The sequence below is a fragment of the Serratia sp. PL7 genome, from assembly GCF_945957435.1.
Genome location: NZ_CAMFLB010000010.1, coordinates 182,506 through 202,683, shown reverse-complemented (window position 1 = coordinate 202,683; position 20,178 = coordinate 182,506). Strand labels below are relative to the sequence as shown.

The window sequence follows — 20,178 nt, the reverse complement described above, 5'->3', positions numbered from 1 at the left end:
ACACAGGAGAGAGGCATGAAATATCTACAGCTAGGTAACACCGATCTCAACATTTCCCGCATCTGTTTGGGTTGCATGACCTATGGCGAGCCCTCACGTGGCAACCATGCCTGGACGCTGCCGGAGGAAAGCAGCCGCCCGTTGATCAAGCAGGCGCTGGATGCGGGCATCAACTTCTTTGATACCTCCAACAACTATTCCGATGGCAGCAGCGAGGAGATCGTTGGCCGGGCACTGCGAGACTATGCTCGCCGCGACGAGGTAGTGATCGCCACCAAAGTCTATAACGCCATGAGCAACTTGGAACGTGGCCTGTCACGGCCCAAGATCATGCAGTCGATCGACGACAGCCTGCGGCGTTTGGGTACCGACTACGTCGATTTACTGCAAATCCACCGTTGGGACTATGAAACCCCGATCGAAGAGACGCTGGAAGCCCTGCATGACGTAGTAAAATCGGGTAAGGCACGCTATATCGGAGCTTCTTCGATGTACGCCTGGCAGTTTGCCAAGGCGCTGTACACCGCCGATCTGCACGGCTGGACACGCTTTGCCAGCATGCAGGATCAGTACAACCTGATCCAACGGGAAGAAGAGCGCGAAATGCACCCGCTCTGCGCCGCCGAAGGGATTGCGGTACTTCCCTGGAGCCCGCTGGCACGTGGCAGGCTGACACGCCCCTGGGGCGAAACCACAGCGCGTCTGGTCAGCGACCAATATGGCAAAACCTTGTATGACGCTACCGAAGGGGTTGATGCTCTGATTGCCGAGCGCGTAGCCACTATTGCTGAAGAGCGCGGCGTTGCGCGAGCGCAAATCGCCCTCGCATGGCTGCTGAGTAAACCGGTGGTTACCGCGCCGATTATTGGTGCTTCACGCAGCGAACATTTGATCGATGCCGTAGCCGCCATTGATCTGGAGCTTACATCACAGGAAATTGCAGAATTAGAAACGGCCTATGTGCCGCATCATGTGGTCGGCTTTGAATAGCAGCCAAGCGTAGTCAAAAATGCAAAAACCCGACTGCTGAGGTCGGGTTTTTAGGTTTCTGCCAATAGCTCAGGCCGGAATAAAGTCATCTCTTACTAACAGGATCAGTCTGAGCCCAAAGAGACTCATAACGCCATAATGATGGCTATTGAGCGCTCCCGAAGTGATCGTAACCACTCCAAGGCAGTTCAACTTCTTGCTGATCGCGGTAGAACTTCATCCCTTCAGACTGCGGGCCAATCTGGCCAATACAGGTGTAATCCGCTCCTAAATGGCTTAATGCCACTTCCAGCGCACCCCGATTGATCTCTGGCACGGTGAAGCACAGTTCATAATCTTCGCCGCCGGTCAGCGCCCAACGCAGCGCCTGATCTGCCTCGGTATTGCTGGTCAGCGTCTGCGACAGCGGCAACTCATCCAGTTCAATACGGGCACCGCACTCAGAGGCGTTCAGCACATGTCTCAGATCGGAAATCAGACCGTCGGAGATATCGATCGCCGAGCTGGCCAAATCACGCAGCGCTTGGCCTTGCAGCACACGCGGATGCGGACGCAGATGGCGCGCCAATAGATATTCTTGAGCTGCTCGATCGCTCACTTGCAAACGATCCTGCAGGATTGCCAGCCCGGCGGCGCTGTCCCCCAGCGTACCGGTCACGTAAATCCAGTCGCCAATGCGTGCACCGCTGCGGGTTAACGCCCGCCCGACCGGGATATGGCCGTGGATCGTCAACGTCATGCTCAGCGGGCCACGGGTGGTGTCGCCGCCAATCAGCTGCATGCCGTAGTAATTCATCTGTTCGAACAGGCTATCGCTGAACGCCTTGAGCCACTCTTCGTTCACTTCCGGCAACGTCAACGCCAGCGAAAGCCACGCGGGATCGGCGCCCATTGCTGCCAGGTCGCTCAGGTTAACCGCCAGGGCTTTATAACCGAGATCGGCGGGATCGATATCCGCCAGGAAGTGAATACCCGAAACCAGGGTATCGGTACTGATGGCTAAAAGCTGTTTTTCCGGCACTGTAAGCAGTGCGCAGTCATCGCCAATGCCGAGCTGTACGTCGCGGCGCACACTTTTGAACCGGTCAAAATAGCGGGCAATGAGATCAAATTCGCCACATGCCATAATTCGTCTTCCAAAGAAGTAAGGCCGGTTTCCCGGCCTTATATTTTATTTTTTCCTACGGATGCTGGGGGCTGCTTTATCCAGCACGCCATTTACAAACTTGTGGCTATCTTCTGCGCCGAAGGTTTTCGCCAGTTCGATCGCTTCGTTGATGGCCACTTTGTAAGGGACGTCTTCACGCATTTTCAGCTCGAACAGCGCAATGCGCAGCACGGCTCTTTCCACCTGGCCCAATTCTTCGAGCTGGCGCGACAGGAAGGGGGCCATCAGGCCATCCAGCATACCTGCGTTGACTGCCACACCGGACAGCAGCTCACGAAAATAGGCGACGTCAACATCTTTGACATCCTGCTCCGTCAGGAACTGGTGTTCAACATCGGCAATGTCATTTTTAGACAACTGCCAAGAGTAAATCGCTTGAACAGCGCACTCACGAGCGCGACGACGAGCAGCAGGTTTCACGGAATTCCCCTTAAACTAAATTCAGGCTTTAATAGCTTTGATTACATTAATCATTTCAAGTGCGGTCAGGGCGGCTTCTGCGCCTTTGTTGCCCGCTTTGGTGCCAGCACGCTCGATCGCTTGTTCGATGCTTTCGGTGGTCAGCACGCCAAAGGCAACCGGGATCTCGGTATTCATAGAGACCTGGCCCAGACCGGAGCTGGCTTCGCCCGCCACATATTCGAAGTGCGCGGTGCCCCCACGGATCACCGTACCCAGAGCAATCACCGCATCGTATTTACCGGTGTTAGCCAGCACGCGTGCGGTTAATGGCAGCTCGTAAGCGCCTGGGACCCAAACAACGGTGATGTTGTCATCAGCAACCTGGCCGATACGCTTCAGTGCATCAATGGCACCTTGCAGCAGGCTGTCGTTGATGAAATTGTTAAAACGTGCAATTGCGATCGCCACACGGGCATTTGGAGTAGCAACAACACCTTCGATAACTTTCATGGGCTTTCCTTAAAAATGGGTTCAATACCCCGCAGGGGGGCGGATTCTATCATATTCTTTGCCCGGCTGCGCGGCGCTTTTGTAAAACGCGGCTGCACCGTCAGGCAAAGGTTACATTCTCTATTTGGCGGTTAACCGCAGGCGCAGATCGGGGCCAATCTGGCGTACCTCGCTAAAGACAAACTCAGGCGCATCGGCCAAGTGCGTCAGCCCCGGCAGTTGGCACAGCCCACGGGCATTATCCCCCAATAGTTTGGGCGCGATGTACAAGACGAGCTCATCCACCAGCCCAGCCTGCAGCAGCGCACCGGCAAGCTGTGCGCCAGCCTCGACCCAGATGCTGTTCACCTGGCGCTTGGCCAGTTGCATCATCATTACCACCAGATCGATACCGCCGCCGTGCAGTGGGAAAGATAATTGCTCCACCCCTGCTGGCCAAACCCGATCGTCTGGCTGCTGGCGTGCCAACCAAGTCATACCCGGTTGCTGCACGACCCGGTGCTGAGGCGTGACCCGGTTCTGGCTGTCCAGAATAATCCGTAGCGGCTGGCGGAGGGTGTCACGCGGGTAAATCTGCTGGGTTTCACTGCTCAGTTCATCCCAGCGCACCGTTAGCGAAGGATCGTCGGCCAACACGGTTGCGCTGGTGCTGAGGATCGCCGAACTGGCCGCCCGCAACTCCTGTACATCCCGCCGGGCCTGCGGTGAGGTGATCCACTGGCTTTCCCCCGAGGCCATCGCCGTACGGCCATCCAGTGAAGCGCCCAGCTTGAGCTGCACATAGGGAAACCCGGTGCGCATACGCTTGAGGAACCCCAGATTGACCGCTTCTGCCTCTGCCAGCATTACGCCGTGGCGCACTTCGATGCCCGCCTGTTGCAGCTTGTATAGTCCACGCCCGGCAACCTGCGGATTAGGATCTTGCATGGCTGCCACCACGCGGCTGACTCCCGCTGCAATCAAAGCATCTGCACAAGGTGGCGTACGGCCATGGTGGCTACAAGGTTCCAGCGTGACATAGGCCGTAGCCCCTCGCGCCTTTTCCCCTGCCATGCGCAAAGCGTGTACTTCCGCATGAGGCTCACCGGCCCGCAAATGAAAGCCTTCACCCACGATACTACCATCGCGCACGATCACGCAGCCCACGTTCGGGTTCGGTGTGGTGGTAAAACGCCCCAGACGTGCCAGCTCAAAGGCACGTGCCATATAGAATTCGTCGTTTTGCATGCGGATCCCGTTAATCCTGCAGTTTGGCGATCTCTTCGCCGAATTCGCGAATGTCTTCAAAACTGCGATACACCGAAGCGAAGCGGATATACGCGACCTTATCCAGCTTCTTTAACGCATCCATCACCAGATTACCGACCATTTTGGTGGGCACTTCACGCTCACCGGTAGCGCGCAACTGGGACTTGATGTGGTTGATGGCGTTTTCTACATCGTCGGAGCTGACCGGGCGTTTTTCCAACGCTTTCAGCATGCCACGGCGAAGTTTATCTTCGTTGAACGGTTCGCGAACCTCATCACTTTTGATCACCCGTGGCATCACCAGCTCGGCCACTTCAAAAGTGGTAAAACGTTCATTACAGACCAGACATTGGCGACGACGGCGCACCTGCGATCCATCACCCACCAGGCGGGAATCAATCACTTTGGTATCAACGGCAGCGCAGAAAGGGCAATGCATAACTCGTCCTGATAAGCGTTTACATAGTTGGGCACAGTTTACCCCGAACTAACGCCACAACAAAGACCGCCGGGCATTTGTTGCGAATTGCCTCCATGATTGAGTGATAAAGCAGCCATAAAAGGCACTGGACATGACTTTGGCCAGCGATCGGGCTAAGCTGGTAGCCAGTGTGATTGAAAAGGAAATTGCCGTTATGACAATCCGTTATCGTCAGGTTTGTCTGCTCACCGCCATGATCCTATTGGCCGGTTGCGCACAGAACCGCGAAGTGCCGAAACTCACCAACCAGGTGGTTGAGCTGAAACAGGTGCTGGGGGAGTTGACCGAGCAGGCTACCGCCCTGGAGCGCCAAAATCGGCTTAACCAAAGCTCTACCAGCGGTGTCTACCTGCTGCCAGCCGCCAATAACGCCGCCAAATTACACAGCAGCGTGGGTGAGCTGAGCCTATCGCTCAACTATGTGAAGAGCGAGGCCAACGGCAGCCAGGCAATACTGTATGTGCGCACGCTCTCAGGCCAATATCTGCCAGGCTTTACCGCTACGTTGGAGTGGGGCCAGTTGGATGCCGCGACCGGTATGCCTCTGACCGCGCAGGCGCAGTCGCAACAAATTCAGAGCGCCAGCTCGCTGCTGCCAAAAACCGAGCAAATCTTTGAACTGCGACTGAGTGGCGTAACGCCATCGCAACTGGGCTATGTCCGTGTGCATAGCGTCGAGCCCATCGCTCAACGTTGATACGCTGAATGCTCCCCCCCGGTGTCAGGATTGGGGAATCTGATTGCTGACAAACCAGCCACTTGAGATCGCACATATTCTACCGTAGGGCGCCGCATGCTGCGCCCGTTTTAAAGTATCTCAGCTATCCCAAACGCTGCAGCTTCGCCGGTAATCCCTGCCTTACCGCCGCCCCGCTAACCCAGTCCAACCAGCTATTGCCGACTTCACGAGTCGGATCGGCCAGCCCCAGATCGTTGAGGTTGATCCCTGCGGCAATGCGTGGATCCGCCGCCAAAGCCTGCCCATCCAGCGAATGAACCCGAGCCCCCATTTCACGATGCCCATAGCCGTGTTCAATGGCAATTACGCCCGGCATGACCCCGTCGAGCAAGCTGATTTGCGCTTCCACGCTACCGCCTGGCGTCTGCAACCTGACCCGGTCGCCATGTTGTAGCCCATAGCGCTCGGCATCTATCGGGTTGAGCGCGACCAGATTAACCGCCTTCACGGCCCGCAAACGCTCGATAGGGGCAGTAGAGCTGCTCATCAGGTGCGACTTGAACGACATCAGCCGGAACGGCCACGCTTCGCTCGGATAGTGCTGCGCCACGTCGGAACCGTCGGCAAAACGCGGTGGATAATAGGTTGGGCAACCGCTATAACGCTCCCCGGTCATAGCATGGCGGTGGCGTGCTACCTCCTCGTTCCAGATATTCAGCCCCTGCTTCCACTGCGGACCGGTCGCCTCCCCTTGCCAAGCCTGCTCATGGGGTGCGAAACGACCACCACGCGCCAGCATATAGCCCACTCGCAGCCGCTCATCCGGTTTTAATACCTGATTCAGCGCCGGTTGCAGACGATCGACACCGGTCAGGCGCAACTCACTCTCCGTCGCCTCAGGCACTGGCTCACCGGCAAATGCCACGTTGGCTGCTGCGCGCAGGTAGTAATCTTCGGCACAATGCAGCCCGCAAGGGTTACCTTGCGCATCCTGCAACGCCCCGTCGCCGAAGCCCGGCAACCCCATGGCCTTCGAGAGCGCAATAACAAAGCTCTCCAGCGCGATCGGCTGCCCATCCGCCGTCTTGGCTGTGCGCGCTGGCACCACTGGCCAACGAGCGGTACTTGCCTTGACCATTACGCCAGACCAGGGGGAGGTAAATCCCCAGCTTTCAAAATTGTGGGTATCCGGCACGATATAGTCCGCCAACGCGCTGGTTTCGTTAATAAAGGCGTCAACGGAAATAAACAGCGGCAGATGCTGCGGATCCTTCAGCCTGCTCTCCACCACGTCACGCAACCCCGCTACACCGTAGAGCGGATTGCCCATGTGATTGATCCAGGCTTTCAGCGGATAAGGGTATCCCATCAGCGCCGGAGCCAGCTGCTCGGTAAACTGACCTGCCACAAAGGGATACCACGGCCCCAGCGCCGGATAAGGGTTGACGCCTTGTTCCACCTTACGACGATACTCATCCGATTTTTCGTACGCCTGCTTACTACGCGACAGCACTAATCCTTTCGGCTTCACCATGTCAGGGAAAGTGGCGAGATTGTAGCGTGGCCCTTCGGCAAACTCCTTGAACTTGCCGCCGCCAACCGAGACGCCACCCTTGAGATTAAGGTTACCGATCAGCGCATTGAGCATCATCACCGCCCAGCTACTGTAGAAACCGTTGCCACTCATCATGCCGCCATGGGAGATCACTGCCGCCTGCCGCTGGTAGGACGTAAACTCCTTGGCCAACGCCGCAATGGTTTCAGCACTAACGCCACACTGGGCGCTGTATTCCGCCAGCGTAAAGCGTTGCGCCGCCAGTTGCAGACAACGGAAGCTTGAGCGCACCTGCACCGATGAGCCATCCGCCAGTTGAACCTGCTGCTCAACCAGCAGTTGCCCACGCATGGCCTCGGTGGCGGGCAGTGGTTCGCCTCGCTGTGCGTCCCATACCAAAGCAGGGCTTTCCTCATCACCGCCAGCCCCACCTAACAGATGTGACTTACGCAGGAACTGCCCGCACAGAGGATGATCGTCATCAATCACCACCAGATGGGTGGCATTCGACCAGCTTTTTTCACCAGCCGCCTGCATGGCCGCCTCGCCAGGTAATGCCAGATAATCGGCGTTATAACGCTCCTGGTCGATAATCCAGCGGATCATGCCCATCGCCAGCGCGGAGTCCGTCCCCGGCAGCACCGGCACCCAGCGGTTGTGATCGTTGGCCAACGTAGTGGTTAACGGCAATGCCGGGGCCACCACCACGTAGCGGAACTCATCGCGCAGGCGGGCATTGGCTAACTGACGCCCCTGCCGTTTGAACGGATTACCGGACTGTGCGGGTGACGTCCCCAGAAACAGTGCAAAACGCAGATGATCCCAGTCGGGTTTCACATGGGCGTTTTTGTCCAGATCGCCCATCAGCGCCCCGGAACCTGCCCGGTAGGCTAGACCACAGTAAGCGCCATGATGGCCGAAGTTGCGCGTGCCGAAGGCGTTTTGCGCAAAACGTTTGATAAAGGTATCCCGCCCCTCATCACCTGCGTTGGTGACCAGCAGCTGGTTAGCCTTCGGCCCGAGCGTTGGCTGTGCCGGATCGAGTGGCGTTTGCAAATCGCGGATGGCCCGTAATCCCTCCACCGGCCCTTCACCAAACAGATCGCCACCTTCAACTACTTCCTTGATCAACTGTTCAAAACTGATGCGCTGCCACTGCCCGCCACCGCGCGGCCCTACCCGCTTCATCGGTTCAAGCACCCGGTACGGGCTGGTCAGCCCTTCCAGCAGAGTAGCACCGCGAGCACAGGCGGTTGAGCGCTGTTCCAAACCGGCATCACCACCTAGCCGGTTGAGTGCATCACTCACTGGTAAACGATAAGGAAAATGGTGATCGTGCGACAGCGGATGATAAGGGTTACCCGCCACGCGCAGTATCTGATTGCTGTCGCGATCGACCCGCACCCGCAGGCCGCACAGCGTCCAGCAGCCAAAACATTGCGTCATGGAAACGGCCTGCTGCGGATTGGCCTGCCAGCCTTCGGGATGTTGGCGGCCTTCTGGCGGTAGCGCATTGGCACTGATCCGATCCAGCGTCAGTTTTCCACTGCTGCCGGCACGCAGGCCGGTAAACACCTTCTGCACCATTTCGCTGTAGCTGGCACCAAACACGGCCAGCCCACCCAAAGCGAGCCCGCCTTTCAACCACTGACGACGCGTTGACTTAGCCATAGTTTTTTTTCTCCATCAACCCATGCTGTAATTCACGAACCCCGATGATTAATGCCAGCCACAGCCCAAAAGTGCCGAGAATGGCCAATAGCCCCTCGCTGCCGAGCGGTAACACATAGGGGTTGAGCAATATAGTGAACTTGGGCAGCGTCTGGGTTTGCATCAGCAGCATCCAGCGCACGCCCCAACAGAGCAGCAACGCAGCCAAGCATTGTGCTAACAGACCTGTCGCCCCTAGCGCCCTACGACGCGATCGCCAAGCCGAAACTATCAACAGCAGGATCAAAACGGCAAATGCGCTGCCAACCAGAGACCAGGCGCTCCCCTGAACAGGCAACTGACGCAGCGCAGCGGCGGAGTCACTACCGTCCAACCACCAGCCCAGGCTGGAGAGGCAGAGCAACAATAGGGAAAGCCCTTGATAGCGCGCCAAACGAGGCTGCCAGTGAGGTTCATGGCGTAACCAATAGGCCAGCATTGGCGGAACGGCCTGCATAGCAGTAAGCAGCAATAGCCAAGGTAACCACAGGCTGTACCACAGCGGTTGTGAACGCAGCACGGACACTTCGCGGCCGGTATAGAGCAAGATGCTGACGGCTGAAAGCAGCGTGGCCAATGCCACCCAACGTAACCATTTCTGCTCTTGCCATGCAGGCCAGATTTGTAACCAGCGCGCCCAGAACGGCAGGGCTTTTGCCCTCAGTTGGCAACGCAGCAGCAAAATGAAATAGGCCACTACCAGCAGGGTAAACAGCGGTAAAAACACCGAGCCAAGAGACATCCACGACCAAGGTGCGAAATGGGCATAGAAGTGCCAGATTCGAGCGGGCTGATGTAAATCCGCACTCAGGGCCAACGGGGCCACGGTGCCGCTCACCACCGCCAGCGAAACGGCAGCCATCTCCAGCCTAGTTGCCTCAGACGCTGAACGCCAGCGTAGCCAAGCCGCAATAGCAACACTGCTACATGCCAGACCGATGAAAAAGAAATACTGTACCGCCCAGGGCAACCAGGCGATCTCCTGCGGGCGAGCCATCACTTCGCGGATCATGAGTGTACCTCCTGCCACAGCGCCGGTTGTCCCCGGACATGGCTGACAAATGCCTCATCCAGCCCCAGATAAAACACCTGTGGGTGCGTCCCCTGCTCGGGTTTCAACACCTTTAGCTCCCCACGATGCTGCTCCAGCGTGCGCCTCAAGGTGCCTTGTTCATCGTTAAGATCGCCGATCATGCGCGCACCGCCGACACAGGATTCAACGCAGGCAGGCAACAGCCCGGCATCCAGGCGGTGGACGCAGAAGGTGCATTTATCCGCGGTTTGGGTTTCATGGTTAATAAAGCGCGCCTCATAGGGGCAGGCTTGCACACAGTAGGCGCAGCCGACGCAGCGGGTGTTATCAATCACCACAATACCGTCCTGACGCTGGAAGGTCGCCTGAACCGGGCAGACCGGCACGCAAGGCGGGTTATCGCAGTGATTGCATAGGCGCGGTAGCAGCACGTTGGTGGGGATGCGCTGGCTATCCGTGACGACCTGATACTGCAGTACAGTGGTGCGAAACTGCCCTTGTGGCAGCTGATTCTCTACCGCACAGCTAACCGTGCAGGCCTGGCAGCCAATACAGCGGCGCAGATCGATCAACATCGCCATACGTTTTTTGCCGTCGCCTTCACGCCGCTCGGGTTGCAGTTGCCAGCCGGAGTGCGCCAGCGGTACCAACGCGGCACCCGCAGTCAGGACACCGAGACGTTGTAAAAATTGCCGTTTTCCACTATCCATTGATTTCTCCCAAAAAGTATCAACCGGGGAGCTGATACAAAGGAGTGTAAAAGTGGCGTACGACCGCCCATATTGTGGTTTACCACATTCCCTACTGCGGCTTGATCCAGGACAATTCTGGCGGGCGATCGAGATCATAAAAATGGAGATGATGTGAAAAAAGCAGTACTGATGATCTTGTTATGCAGCTGGTTGAGCCCGGCCTGGGCAGGGCAATGGACCATCGCCGTGCTGGCATTACGCGGCGATACACATGCCCTGGCCCAATGGCAGCCGTTAATTAACCATCTCAATCGTCAGTTCCCAGACGAAAGCTTTCAACTGTTGCCGCTGAACCTGGCCGATATGGGGGAAGCCGTCAGCAACGGCCAGGTCGATTTTCTGCTCACCAACCCGGCGCAGTATATTCAGTTGGACAATAGTTACCCGTTACGCTGGTTGGTGTCCTTACGCTCCAGCAAAAATCAGCAGAATGCCTCAAACAACGTGATAGGCAGCGTGATATTGGTACGCCGCGATAGCACCGTAACCAAGGCTACTCAGCTCACCGGTAAAAAAGTGGGCGCGGTCTCCCCTGACGCTTTTGGCGGCTATCTGCTGGGCTATAAGGAGCTACTGGCCGCTGGCGTACATCCGGAAAAAGATCTGCAACTGCACTTCAGCGGTTATCCCGTGGACGCCCTGCTTTATCTGCTGCGCGATAAGGCGCTGGACGCGGCCATAGTGCCGGTTTGCCTGCTGGAAGAGATGGAGAAAGAGGGATTACTAAAGGCCAGTGATTACCGTGCCCTGCTGGCCAAACCCAGCACGCAGCCCTGCCTGACCAGCAGCGTGCTTTATCCCAACTGGTCATTTGCCGCCTTGAACCATGTGCCCGATCCCCTGGTCGATGAGCTGACCCGCCAACTGTTGCAAATGAATACCCCAGATCTCCCAGCCTGGGGCGCACCCGCCTCATCGCGCCAGGTGGACCTTCTGCTGCGCGATCTGGATCGCCATCCGGCACAGCGTTCACTCTGGCAAGAGATACACAGTTGGGCATTGCAACATCTGCTCCTGCTTGGCGCGCTCGCCGGGGGCATGCTACTGCTTGGCGCTAATCATCTGTGGATCGGCCACCTGGTACGCCAGCGTGGGCGCGAGCTAGAACAAATGCATACGACGCTGCGGGCCAGAGAAGCAGCGCTAGCCCGTGCGCAACGCCTCAGCACCCTGGGTGAGATGGCTTCCGGTTTCGCTCACGAACTTAACCAGCCTCTGGCGGCAATACGCCACTATGCCGAAGGCTGCCGTATTCGCCTTGAGCGCAGCGATCCGCAGCACGAGCTGTTACCGATCCTCGAACAGATTGGCCAACAGGCGCAGCGAGGGGCAGAAACCATCGTCAATCTGCGCCAATGGGTCAGCAAAACGCCACACCATGAAAGCGCACAATGGCTAACGCTGCGCCCTCTGGTGGAAAACGTTATCAAGCTGATGCGCATCGAACAGCATTACCCTCAGTGCCGTTTGGTCGTCATCATCGCCCCGAAAAGCCAGTTGTATAGCCAGGCTACACTGTTGGAGCAGGTGCTCACCAACTTGTTAAGCAACAGCCTGCAGGCCGGTTCCCAGCAGATCACCCTGCGGCTGGAAACCGATGGCAATCGGCAGACGCTGATACTGGAAGACGATGGCGGCGGCCTCAGCGCCGAACAGTTAGCACAGCCGTTCGTGCCTTTTCGCAGCACTAAATCGGAAGGACTTGGCCTGGGGCTGGTGATCTGCCAGCGGCTGCTAAGGAGCCAACAGGGTGAGCTGACGCTGGAAAATTATTCGATATCGCCACAACGGCAGGGGCTACGCGTTACCCTGCACTTCCCTGGGATCAAGAAGGAAACATGCCATGGCGCTGATACATCTGGTCGATGACGATCTGGCGGTCACCGATGCCAGCCGCTTTTTACTCGAAGGGCTGGACTATCGGGTGAAGATCTGGAACGACAGCCAAACCTTTATCGACCAAGTCGCCCCTTACCAATGCGGCGTCGTAATGCTGGATATTCGCATGCCGGGGATCGATGGGCAGCAAATCCATCAGCGGCTACGTGAGCGTGAAAGTACGCTGGCGGTGGTGATCGTTACCGGCCATGGCGATATCGCCATGGCCGTAGCGGAGATGAAATTGGGTGCGTTGGATTTCCTGCAAAAGCCGATTGCTACCGCACCGCTGATCGACGCACTGGAACGGGGGATCGCCCATTCTCAACGTCAGGTGGAGCGCTACCAGTTACAACAGCGTTTCAGTACGCTGACCTCACGCGAGCGTGATATCGCCAGCGCCGTTGCCGCCGGTATGACCAACAAGGCCATCGCCGATCGTTACTTCGTCGCCGTACGCACCGTAGAGGTACACCGCTCTAAAGTGATGGAGAAGATGCAGGCTACCAGCCTGGCGGAATTGGTAAGCTCGTTGAACCTGTTGGCGACTCAGGAGCAAAAAAAATGCCGGGCAGAGTAAACTGACCGGCATCTGGTTCAGACGGTGCGTGGCTTATTCAGCCACACACCGGGCAATCACGGCAGGATCGAAGGCTGATCGGCGCCCTCTTTCTCCACTTTCTGCTGCAGCATGTGTTCGCGTTTCATACCTAGTTTCAACGCCAGCGCAGAGGCGACGTAGATAGAGGATATGGTACCGATAGACACACCGATCAGCATGGTCAGGGAGAAGCCCTGCAGCATCGCGCCGCCGAAGATGTACAGCATCAGAACCACCATCAGCGTAGTGGCGGAGGTCATGATGGTACGGCTCAGCGTCTGCGTCAGCGAGACGTTCATGATTTCATAAGGCGTACCGCGACGGATCTTGCGGAAGTTCTCACGAATACGGTCAGAAACCACGATACTGTCGTTCAGCGAGTAACCGATCACCGACATCAAGGATGCCACGATGGTCAGGTCAATCTCGATATGGAACAGCGACAGCACGCCCATGGTGATGACCACGTCGTGCGCCAGGGCGATAACGGCCCCCGCGGCCAAGCGCCATTCAAAACGGAAGCCCACGTAAATCAGGATACAGATCAACGCCACCAGCAGCGCCATGCCGCCGGTTTGTGCCAGTTCTGCCCCTACGCTCGGGCCAACGAATTCAATACGCTTGACGGACGCATTCTTATCGACGGATTCGTTGATCACGCCAATAACTTTGTTACCCAGTTCCTGGCCTGCGGTACCGACCGCCGGTGGCATACGCACCATCACGTCACGGCTGCTGCCAAAGTTCTGGATAATCGGGTCCTGGAACCCGGCTTTTTCCAACGTATCGCGCATCAGGTCCAGATTCGCGGGTTGCTCCAGGGTAATTTCAATCACCGTACCACCGGTGAAATCCAGACCCCAGTTAAACCCACGCACGGACATGGTGGCGATCGACGCTACCAACAGCACCAAAGAGATGCCGAAGGCCAGGTAATCCCAGCGCATAAAGTCATAGACTTTACGGCCGTAGTTGAGTTGTTCAACAGTATAATCCTGTGCCACAACGCACTCCTCAGATAGACAGCTTGTTAATGCGCTTGCCGCCGTAAAGCAGGTTGACGATGGCACGGGTACCGACAATCGCGGTGAACATGGACGTCGCCACACCGATTGCGGTGGTAATTGCAAAGCCCTTGATCGAACCGGTACCGACTGCGTACAGAATGATCGCGGTGATCAACGTCGTGACGTTGGCATCAACGATACTGGAGAACGCGCCTTTATAGCCCTCATGGATGGCCTGCTGAATGGATCGTCCATTCTTCAGTTCCTCCTTGATACGTTCGTTTATCAGTACGTTGGCATCAACCGCCACCGCCAGCGTCAGCACGATCCCGGCAATCCCCGGCATGGTCAGCGTCGCCCCTGGTAGCAGAGACATCACGCCAACGATCAGCACCAGGTTAGCCATCAGCGCGGTAGAGGCGATCAGGCCAAACTTGCGGTACCAGACCACCATAAAGACGATCGAAGCCACCAGGCCCCATAGGCAAGCTTCCAGGCCCTGGGTGATGTTCTGTTGCCCCAAGGTTGGACCAATGGTCCGCTCTTCCACGATCTGGATAGGCGCAATCAACGCACCGGCACGCAGCAGCAGCGACAGCTGACGTGCTTCGTTCGGGTTGCTGATACCGGTGATACGGAAGCTGTTACCCAGACGTGACTGAATGTTCGCCACGTTGATCACTTCTTCCTGCTTCACCAGCACGGAACGGCCGTTGGCATCCTTCTTGCCGCTGTCTTTATACTCCACGAACAGCGTTGCCATTGGTTTACCAATGCTGTCTTTGGTGAAGTTGGACATGGCAGTACCGCCAGCGCTGTCCAGCGAGATATTTACCTGCGGCTGGTTGTACTCATCGGTGCTGGAGGTGGAGTCTGTAATGTGGTCACCGGTCAGGATGACGCGCTTGTACAGCACAACCGGTTGGCCTTCACGGGTGTATTTCACCTCGGAGTCACCCGGTACACGGCCATTGGCCGCAGCGGTCGCATCCGCGTTGGTATTTACCAGACGGAATTCCAGCGTAGCGGTCGCACCCAAAATTTCTTTGGCGCGTGCCGTATCCTGGATACCCGGCAACTCAACAACGATACGATCGGCACCCTGGCGCTGTACCAACGGTTCGGCAACGCCGAGCTGGTTAACACGATTACGCAGGATGGTAATGTTCTGCTGCACCGCATACTCACGCGCTTCGCTCAGGCGAGCGTCGGTCATCGTTGCTTTCAGGGTGTTGCTGCCATTGGCAGAAAGCACCAGATCGCGCTGACGTGGCGTCATGTAGCTGATGGCCTGGTCGCGAGCGGCGTCGTCACGGAAGCGGACTTCCACGCCGTTGTTGTCCAACTTGCGGATCGCAGCGTAAGGAATGCCCTTTTCACGCAATTCGCTGCGCAGGGTATCCATAGTTTGTTCTTGCAACTTGCTCAGCGCGGTGTCCATGTCGACTTCCATCAGGAAGTGCACGCCACCACGTAAATCCAGACCCAGCTTCATCGGCTCGGCGTTGAGCATCGCCAGCCAGGCAGGCGTTGCCGGGGCGAGGTTCAATGCGACGACATATTTGTCACCCAGTTCCGCCATCAAGGCTTCACGGGCGCGCAGCTGAACGTCAGGATCTTTAAAGCGAGCCAGGATGGCACCGTTTTCCAGCGCAATCGACTTGCTCGCAATATTGTCTTTTTCTAATACAGTACGGACTTGGTCCAGCGTAGTTTCACTGGCGGCGACTCCGCGCGCGCCAGTGATCTGTACGGCCGGATCCTCTCCGTAAATGTTGGGAAGCGCATATAGCAGTCCGACGAGGATCACCACGATCAACATCAGATACTTCCACAGAGGATAACGGTTTAGCACGGCAGTTCCCTTAGGGAAAACAAAATTACAGGGCCTTCATAGTACCTTTCGGCAGAACGGCCGCCACGAAGTCACGCTTGATCATCACTTCCGTGGTGTCATTCAGCGCGATGGCAATAATACCGGTATCTGCCACTTTAGTGACACGGCCAATCAGACCACCGGTGGTCAACACTTCATCACCCTTGCCGATGGAGTCCATCAGTTTTTTGTGCTCTTTAGCACGTTTCTGCTGTGGGCGCAGGATCATGAAATAGAAAATCAGACCAAACACCACCAGCATAATGATCAGAGAGTACGGGCTACCCTGAGATGGAGCCCCTGCTGCTGCCACTGCATCGGAAATGAAAAAGCTCATTAAAATTCCCTCATTAATTTATCAATTATCAATTCAAGCGTTTAAAGGTGGTATCGGTTTGCCGATCCGACCATAGAAATCCGCCACAAACAGCTCTAATTTACCCTCTTCAATGGCCTGGCGTAAACCCGCCATCAAACGTTGGTAATAGCGCAAGTTATGGATGGTGTTCAATCGCGCACCGAGAATTTCGTTGCAGCGATCGAGATGATGCAAATAGGCACGACTATAATGGCGACAAGTATAGCAATCGCACTCACTGTCCAGCGTGGAAGTATCATCCTTATGCTTGGCATTACGGATTTTTACCACACCGTCCGTCACGAACAAATGGCCGTTACGGGCATTACGCGTTGGCATCACGCAGTCAAACATGTCGATGCCGCGACGCACGCCTTCAACCAGATCTTCCGGCTTGCCAACCCCCATCAGATAGCGTGGCTTATCTTCTGGAATTTGTGGGCAAACGTGTTCAAGAATGCGATGCATATCCTCTTTTGGCTCACCTACCGCCAAACCGCCCACAGCGTAACCATCAAAGCCGATCTCCACCAGCCCTTTTACCGATACATCACGTAAATCTTCGTAAACACCGCCTTGGATAATGCCGAATAACGCATTGTTGTTATTCAGTTCATCAAAACGCTGGCGGCTGCGCTGTGCCCAACGCAGAGACATTTCCATCGAACGCTTGGCATAGTCCCAATCCGCCGGGTAAGGCGTGCATTCGTCGAAAATCATCACGATGTCTGATCCCAGATCGTACTGGATCTCCATCGATTTTTCCGGGCTGAGGAACACCTTATCGCCGTTGATCGGATTACGGAAATAAACGCCTTCCTCTTTAATCTTGCGCATTGCCCCCAGGCTGAACACCTGGAAACCACCGGAGTCGGTCAGGATCGGCCCGTGCCACTGCATAAAGTCATGCAGATCGCCGTGCAGCTTCATGATCTCCTGCCCTGGGCGCAGCCACAGGTGGAAGGTGTTACCCAACAGGATCTGCGCACCGGTGTCTTTCACTTCTTCCGGCGTCATGCCTTTGACCGTGCCATAGGTCCCCACTGGCATAAAGGCCGGGGTTTCCACTACGCCACGCTCAAAGACCAGGCGGCCGCGACGAGCACGGCCATCGGTTGTCTGTAATTCGTACTTCACAAAACCTCCAGCGTCAGAGATACAGTCTGACGTCATTAAAACAGGACCACGCAGTGTGCGTAGCCCGGGAATTTATTTCCCGACGGATTCGCTTTCCGCCAGTGGATTACGGCTGATAAACATGGCATCGCCGTAGCTGAAGAACCGGTAGTTCTCAGCCACCGCCTGATGATAGGCGTTCATGGTGTTTTTATAGCCGGCAAACGCCGAGACCAGCATGATCAGGGTGGATTCTGGCAGGTGGAAGTTGGTTACCAGCGCATCGATCACCTGATAGTGATATCCCGGATAGATAAAGATGCTGGTATCGCCGAAGAAGGGCGCGATCAGCGCATCCTGGCAAGCATTGGCCGCGCTTTCCAGCGAACGCACCGAAGTGGTGCCCACGGCAACCACCCTTTTGCCGCGCGCCTTACAGGCTAATACCGCATCCACCACATCCTGCGGCACTTCTGCATACTCCGCATGCATCACATGCTCTTCAATGGTTTCCACCCGCACTGGCTGGAAGGTGCCAGCGCCAACGTGCAAGGTGACAAACGCCATCTCAATGCCCTTGGCGCGCAACGCGGCCAACAGCGGCTCATCAAAATGCAGGCCCGCCGTCGGGGCCGCTACGGCACCCGGCTTTTCGCTGTAGACGGTCTGATACAGTTCGCGGTCGGCGTCTTCATCCGGGCGATCGATATACGGTGGCAGTGGCATATGGCCCACCGCGTTAAGGATAGTGAACACGTCACGATCGTCGTTAAAGCGCAGTTCGAACAGCGTGTCATGGCGCGCGACCATGGTGGCGGCAATGCTTTCGTCATCGCCCAGCAGCAGTTCGGTGCCCGGCTTGGGTGATTTGGAGGCACGTACATGGGCCAGTACCCGATGATCGTCCAACACCCGCTCGACCAGCACTTCTATCTTGCCGCCGCTGACCTTACGGCCAAACAGGCGCGCAGGGATCACGCGGGTATTGTTGAACACCAGCAGATCGCCCGCTTCCAGGTTATCCAGCAGATCGGTGAACACGCCGTGCGTCAGGCCTCCGCTTGGCCCGTCCAACTGCAGCAAACGGCAACCGCTACGCTCAGGCTGTGGATAGCGGGCAATCAAAGACTCGGGGAGCTCAAAAGAAAAATCGGCGACGCGCATGGGTATTCACTTCTTCAGCTAGCTAATTGGGAAAAAACAGGCGGTACAGTCTAAAGCCGCGGGCGACAAGCAGCAAGGAATAAGGAGGAATTGCATGACTTGGGTTATAGTTGGCAGATGAATTTTCTCGCTCATCTCCATTTGGCCCAGCTTGCGGAAAGCTCGCTGCTTGGCAACCTGCTCGCCGATTTCGTGCGCGGCAACCCCGCAGGTGATTACGACCCGGCGGTAGTGGCTGGCATCATGATGCATCGGCGCGTCGATGTTTTGACCGATATCCAACCGGAAGTCAAAGCCTGCCGCGACTATTTCAGCCCGCAATTCCGCCGCGTCGCCCCCATTACGCTCGACGTGGTTTGGGATCACTTTCTGGCCCGCCACTGGCAACAGCTTGAGCCGACGTGCAGTTTGCAGAGCTTCACCCAGCAAGCTCGTAACCTGATTGTGCCGCATCTGCCGCAAACGCCACAGCGCTTCCAGAACCTGAACAGCTATCTTTGGCCCGAACGCTGGTTGGAGCGTTACGCCGAGCTACCGTTTATCGGCGATGTATTAGAGGGTATGGCTAGCCGCCGTCCACGACTGGCCGCACTGGCTGGCTCCTTTGCCGACGTGGAGCACCAGTATCATCAGCTTGAAACACAGTTCTGGCAGTTTTATCCCCGAATGATGGAACAGGCCAGAAACAAGTCATTGTGATCGCTGGATAAAAAGCCCTATTACTCATTCAGTTAACGGAATGTGGCTTTTTGTCCTTGCCCTTTTGTACGAAAAGGTTATTTTGAAAGACTGCTAAATTTATTCTCTCGGTTTGATAGGTGGAAGCTATCTCATTGATTGGTCTTTCACCCTTCCCTCACCGAGTGGTGGCCCTTATACTGGCCCCTGCTTTTACATCAACCCATTGAACTACTATTACAGGAGTAATTATGGTCCTGGTAACTCGTCAAGCCCCTGACTTCACCGCTGCAGCCGTTTTAGGCAATGGCGAAATCGTAGAAAACTTCAACCTGAAGAAGCACCTGAACGGCAAACCAGCCGTACTGTTCTTCTGGCCGATGGACTTCACCTTCGTATGTCCTTCTGAGCTGATCGCTTTCGATCACCGCTATGAAGAGTTCCAGAAGCGCGGCGTTGAAGTTGTAGGCGTTTCCTTCGACTCAGAATTCGTCCATAACGCATGGCGTAAAACCCCTGTCGACAAAGGCGGCATCGGTGAAGTGAAATACGCAATGGTTGCTGACGTTAAGCGCGAAATTCAGAAAGCTTACGGCATCGAACACCCAGAAGCGGGCGTTGCCCTGCGTGGTTCTTTCCTGATCGACAAGAACGGCATTGTTCGTTCCCAGATCGTCAACGACCTGCCAATCGGCCGTAACATCGACGAAATGATCCGTACCGTTGACGCGCTGCAATTCCACGAAGAGCACGGCGAAGTGTGCCCAGCTCAGTGGGAAAAAGGCAAAGCAGGTATGGGCGCATCTCCAGACGGCGTAGCTAAATACCTGTCTGAGAACGCTTCCAAGCTGTAATTTCAGCCTGTAAGTGTCAGAACCGGTCAGCCCTGCTGGCCGGTTTTTTTTATGCCCAAAATCGGTGCAACCGCTCCCCTCCAGTGCAATACTCCCCTGTTTCGCTTCACATTTTTCA

General features: G+C 56.3%; 19 protein-coding genes. 6 read left to right on the top strand and 13 right to left on the bottom strand.

What is annotated here, in order from left to right; genetic code table 11:
- Positions 1 to 15 precede the first annotated feature (15 nt).
- A complete protein-coding gene (locus N6G83_RS31470; RefSeq protein WP_211135997.1) occupies positions 16 to 990 on the top strand; it encodes an aldo/keto reductase in 975 nt (324 codons plus the stop codon).
- 145 nt (positions 991 to 1,135) lie between these two features.
- Here N6G83_RS31470 and thiL read toward each other — a convergent pair whose 3' ends face one another.
- From thiL to nrdR, 5 genes are all read right to left on the bottom strand, one after another.
- On the bottom strand, positions 1,136 to 2,116 hold the full coding sequence (gene thiL, locus N6G83_RS31465) for a thiamine-phosphate kinase (RefSeq protein ID WP_024528647.1): 981 nt from the start codon (positions 2,114 to 2,116) through the stop codon (positions 1,136 to 1,138).
- A 45-nt stretch (positions 2,117 to 2,161) separates the two neighbouring features.
- Positions 2,162 to 2,578 (bottom strand): transcription antitermination factor NusB, encoded by a 417-nt coding sequence (gene nusB, locus N6G83_RS31460; RefSeq protein ID WP_021180188.1) that lies wholly within the window; start codon positions 2,576 to 2,578, stop codon positions 2,162 to 2,164.
- 21 nt (positions 2,579 to 2,599) lie between these two features.
- Positions 2,600 to 3,070 (bottom strand): 6,7-dimethyl-8-ribityllumazine synthase, encoded by a 471-nt coding sequence (ribE, locus tag N6G83_RS31455; RefSeq protein ID WP_021805495.1) that lies wholly within the window; start codon positions 3,068 to 3,070, stop codon positions 2,600 to 2,602.
- Between the two features lie 120 nt (positions 3,071 to 3,190).
- Positions 3,191 to 4,297 (bottom strand): bifunctional diaminohydroxyphosphoribosylaminopyrimidine deaminase/5-amino-6-(5-phosphoribosylamino)uracil reductase RibD, encoded by a 1,107-nt coding sequence (gene ribD, locus N6G83_RS31450; protein ID WP_211135998.1) that lies wholly within the window; start codon positions 4,295 to 4,297, stop codon positions 3,191 to 3,193.
- A 10-nt stretch (positions 4,298 to 4,307) separates the two neighbouring features.
- Entirely contained in the window at positions 4,308 to 4,757 is a 450-nt protein-coding gene (gene nrdR, locus N6G83_RS31445; RefSeq protein WP_021180191.1) for a transcriptional regulator NrdR, read from the bottom strand.
- Positions 4,758 to 4,953: 196 nt separating this feature from the next.
- On the opposite strand from nrdR, the gene N6G83_RS31440 reads away from it, so the two are divergent.
- Entirely contained in the window at positions 4,954 to 5,496 is a 543-nt protein-coding gene (locus tag N6G83_RS31440) for a DUF3251 domain-containing protein (RefSeq protein WP_024528649.1), read from the top strand.
- Positions 5,497 to 5,620: 124 nt separating this feature from the next.
- On the opposite strand, the gene ttrA is transcribed toward N6G83_RS31440, so the two are convergent.
- The 3 genes from ttrA to ttrB are packed head-to-tail and all read right to left on the bottom strand — an operon-like array spanning position 5,621 to position 10,486.
- Positions 5,621 to 8,704, bottom strand: a complete 3,084-nt coding sequence (ttrA, locus tag N6G83_RS31435) for a tetrathionate reductase subunit TtrA (RefSeq protein ID WP_211135999.1) — start codon at positions 8,702 to 8,704, stop codon at positions 5,621 to 5,623.
- Positions 8,697 to 9,755, bottom strand: coding sequence for a tetrathionate reductase subunit TtrC (gene ttrC / locus N6G83_RS31430; protein WP_211136000.1), 1,059 nt, complete (start codon positions 9,753 to 9,755; stop codon positions 8,697 to 8,699). Before ttrC ends, ttrA begins: the two co-directional genes overlap by 8 nt.
- Positions 9,752 to 10,486 carry a tetrathionate reductase subunit TtrB gene (gene ttrB, locus N6G83_RS31425; RefSeq protein WP_024528652.1) on the bottom strand — a complete coding sequence of 245 codons (735 nt, stop codon included), beginning with the start codon at positions 10,484 to 10,486 and terminating at the stop codon, positions 9,752 to 9,754. Before ttrB ends, ttrC begins: the two co-directional genes overlap by 4 nt.
- A 171-nt stretch (positions 10,487 to 10,657) precedes the next feature.
- Between ttrB and ttrS the strand changes: the two genes are divergently transcribed.
- Positions 10,658 to 12,397, top strand: coding sequence for a tetrathionate respiration histidine kinase TtrS (gene ttrS, locus N6G83_RS31420; protein WP_409529732.1), 1,740 nt, complete (start codon positions 10,658 to 10,660; stop codon positions 12,395 to 12,397).
- Positions 12,372 to 12,986: a tetrathionate respiration response regulator TtrR gene (gene ttrR / locus N6G83_RS31415; RefSeq protein ID WP_074030761.1), complete on the top strand. Its 615-nt coding sequence runs from the start codon at positions 12,372 to 12,374 to the stop codon at positions 12,984 to 12,986. Before ttrS ends, ttrR begins: the two co-directional genes overlap by 26 nt.
- Positions 12,987 to 13,042: 56 nt before the next feature.
- On the opposite strand, the gene secF is transcribed toward ttrR, so the two are convergent.
- The 5 genes from secF to queA form a co-directional block, all read right to left on the bottom strand.
- Positions 13,043 to 14,011: a protein translocase subunit SecF gene (secF, locus tag N6G83_RS31410; RefSeq protein ID WP_024528655.1), complete on the bottom strand. Its 969-nt coding sequence runs from the start codon at positions 14,009 to 14,011 to the stop codon at positions 13,043 to 13,045.
- Between the two features lie 10 nt (positions 14,012 to 14,021).
- Positions 14,022 to 15,869 (bottom strand): protein translocase subunit SecD, encoded by a 1,848-nt coding sequence (secD, locus tag N6G83_RS31405; RefSeq protein WP_024528656.1) that lies wholly within the window; start codon positions 15,867 to 15,869, stop codon positions 14,022 to 14,024.
- Positions 15,870 to 15,894: 25 nt separating this feature from the next.
- Positions 15,895 to 16,227, bottom strand: a complete 333-nt coding sequence (gene yajC, locus N6G83_RS31400) for a preprotein translocase subunit YajC (protein WP_021180200.1) — start codon at positions 16,225 to 16,227, stop codon at positions 15,895 to 15,897.
- Between the two features lie 33 nt (positions 16,228 to 16,260).
- On the bottom strand, positions 16,261 to 17,385 hold the full coding sequence (gene tgt, locus N6G83_RS31395) for a tRNA guanosine(34) transglycosylase Tgt (protein ID WP_021805505.1): 1,125 nt from the start codon (positions 17,383 to 17,385) through the stop codon (positions 16,261 to 16,263).
- Positions 17,386 to 17,457: 72 nt separating this feature from the next.
- Positions 17,458 to 18,528 (bottom strand): tRNA preQ1(34) S-adenosylmethionine ribosyltransferase-isomerase QueA, encoded by a 1,071-nt coding sequence (queA, locus tag N6G83_RS31390; RefSeq protein ID WP_211136002.1) that lies wholly within the window; start codon positions 18,526 to 18,528, stop codon positions 17,458 to 17,460.
- 117 nt (positions 18,529 to 18,645) lie between these two features.
- Between queA and N6G83_RS31385 the strand changes: the two genes are divergently transcribed.
- Positions 18,646 to 19,227, top strand: coding sequence for an ACP phosphodiesterase (locus N6G83_RS31385; RefSeq protein ID WP_024528658.1), 582 nt, complete (start codon positions 18,646 to 18,648; stop codon positions 19,225 to 19,227).
- A gap of 230 nt (positions 19,228 to 19,457) precedes the next feature.
- Positions 19,458 to 20,060 (top strand): peroxiredoxin C, encoded by a 603-nt coding sequence (locus N6G83_RS31380; protein ID WP_024483916.1) that lies wholly within the window; start codon positions 19,458 to 19,460, stop codon positions 20,058 to 20,060.
- The last annotated feature ends 118 nt before the right edge of the window (positions 20,061 to 20,178 follow it).

Coding starts and splice junctions, on each gene's coding strand:
- ttrS (WP_409529732.1), top strand. CDS start 10,658: ATGATCTTGTTATGCAGCTGGTTGAGCCCGGCCTGGGCAGGGCAATGG.
- ribD (WP_211135998.1), bottom strand. CDS start 4,297: ATGCAAAACGACGAATTCTATATGGCACGTGCCTTTGAGCTGGCACGT.
- N6G83_RS31385 (WP_024528658.1), top strand. CDS start 18,646: ATGAATTTTCTCGCTCATCTCCATTTGGCCCAGCTTGCGGAAAGCTCG.
- nrdR (WP_021180191.1), bottom strand. CDS start 4,757: ATGCATTGCCCTTTCTGCGCTGCCGTTGATACCAAAGTGATTGATTCC.
- ttrA (WP_211135999.1), bottom strand. CDS start 8,704: ATGGCTAAGTCAACGCGTCGTCAGTGGTTGAAAGGCGGGCTCGCTTTG.
- N6G83_RS31470 (WP_211135997.1), top strand. CDS start 16: ATGAAATATCTACAGCTAGGTAACACCGATCTCAACATTTCCCGCATC.
- N6G83_RS31380 (WP_024483916.1), top strand. CDS start 19,458: ATGGTCCTGGTAACTCGTCAAGCCCCTGACTTCACCGCTGCAGCCGTT.
- ribE (WP_021805495.1), bottom strand. CDS start 3,070: ATGAAAGTTATCGAAGGTGTTGTTGCTACTCCAAATGCCCGTGTGGCG.
- N6G83_RS31440 (WP_024528649.1), top strand. CDS start 4,954: ATGACAATCCGTTATCGTCAGGTTTGTCTGCTCACCGCCATGATCCTA.
- queA (WP_211136002.1), bottom strand. CDS start 18,528: ATGCGCGTCGCCGATTTTTCTTTTGAGCTCCCCGAGTCTTTGATTGCC.
- yajC (WP_021180200.1), bottom strand. CDS start 16,227: ATGAGCTTTTTCATTTCCGATGCAGTGGCAGCAGCAGGGGCTCCATCT.
- ttrC (WP_211136000.1), bottom strand. CDS start 9,755: ATGATCCGCGAAGTGATGGCTCGCCCGCAGGAGATCGCCTGGTTGCCC.
- ttrB (WP_024528652.1), bottom strand. CDS start 10,486: ATGGATAGTGGAAAACGGCAATTTTTACAACGTCTCGGTGTCCTGACT.
- ttrR (WP_074030761.1), top strand. CDS start 12,372: ATGGCGCTGATACATCTGGTCGATGACGATCTGGCGGTCACCGATGCC.
- thiL (WP_024528647.1), bottom strand. CDS start 2,116: ATGGCATGTGGCGAATTTGATCTCATTGCCCGCTATTTTGACCGGTTC.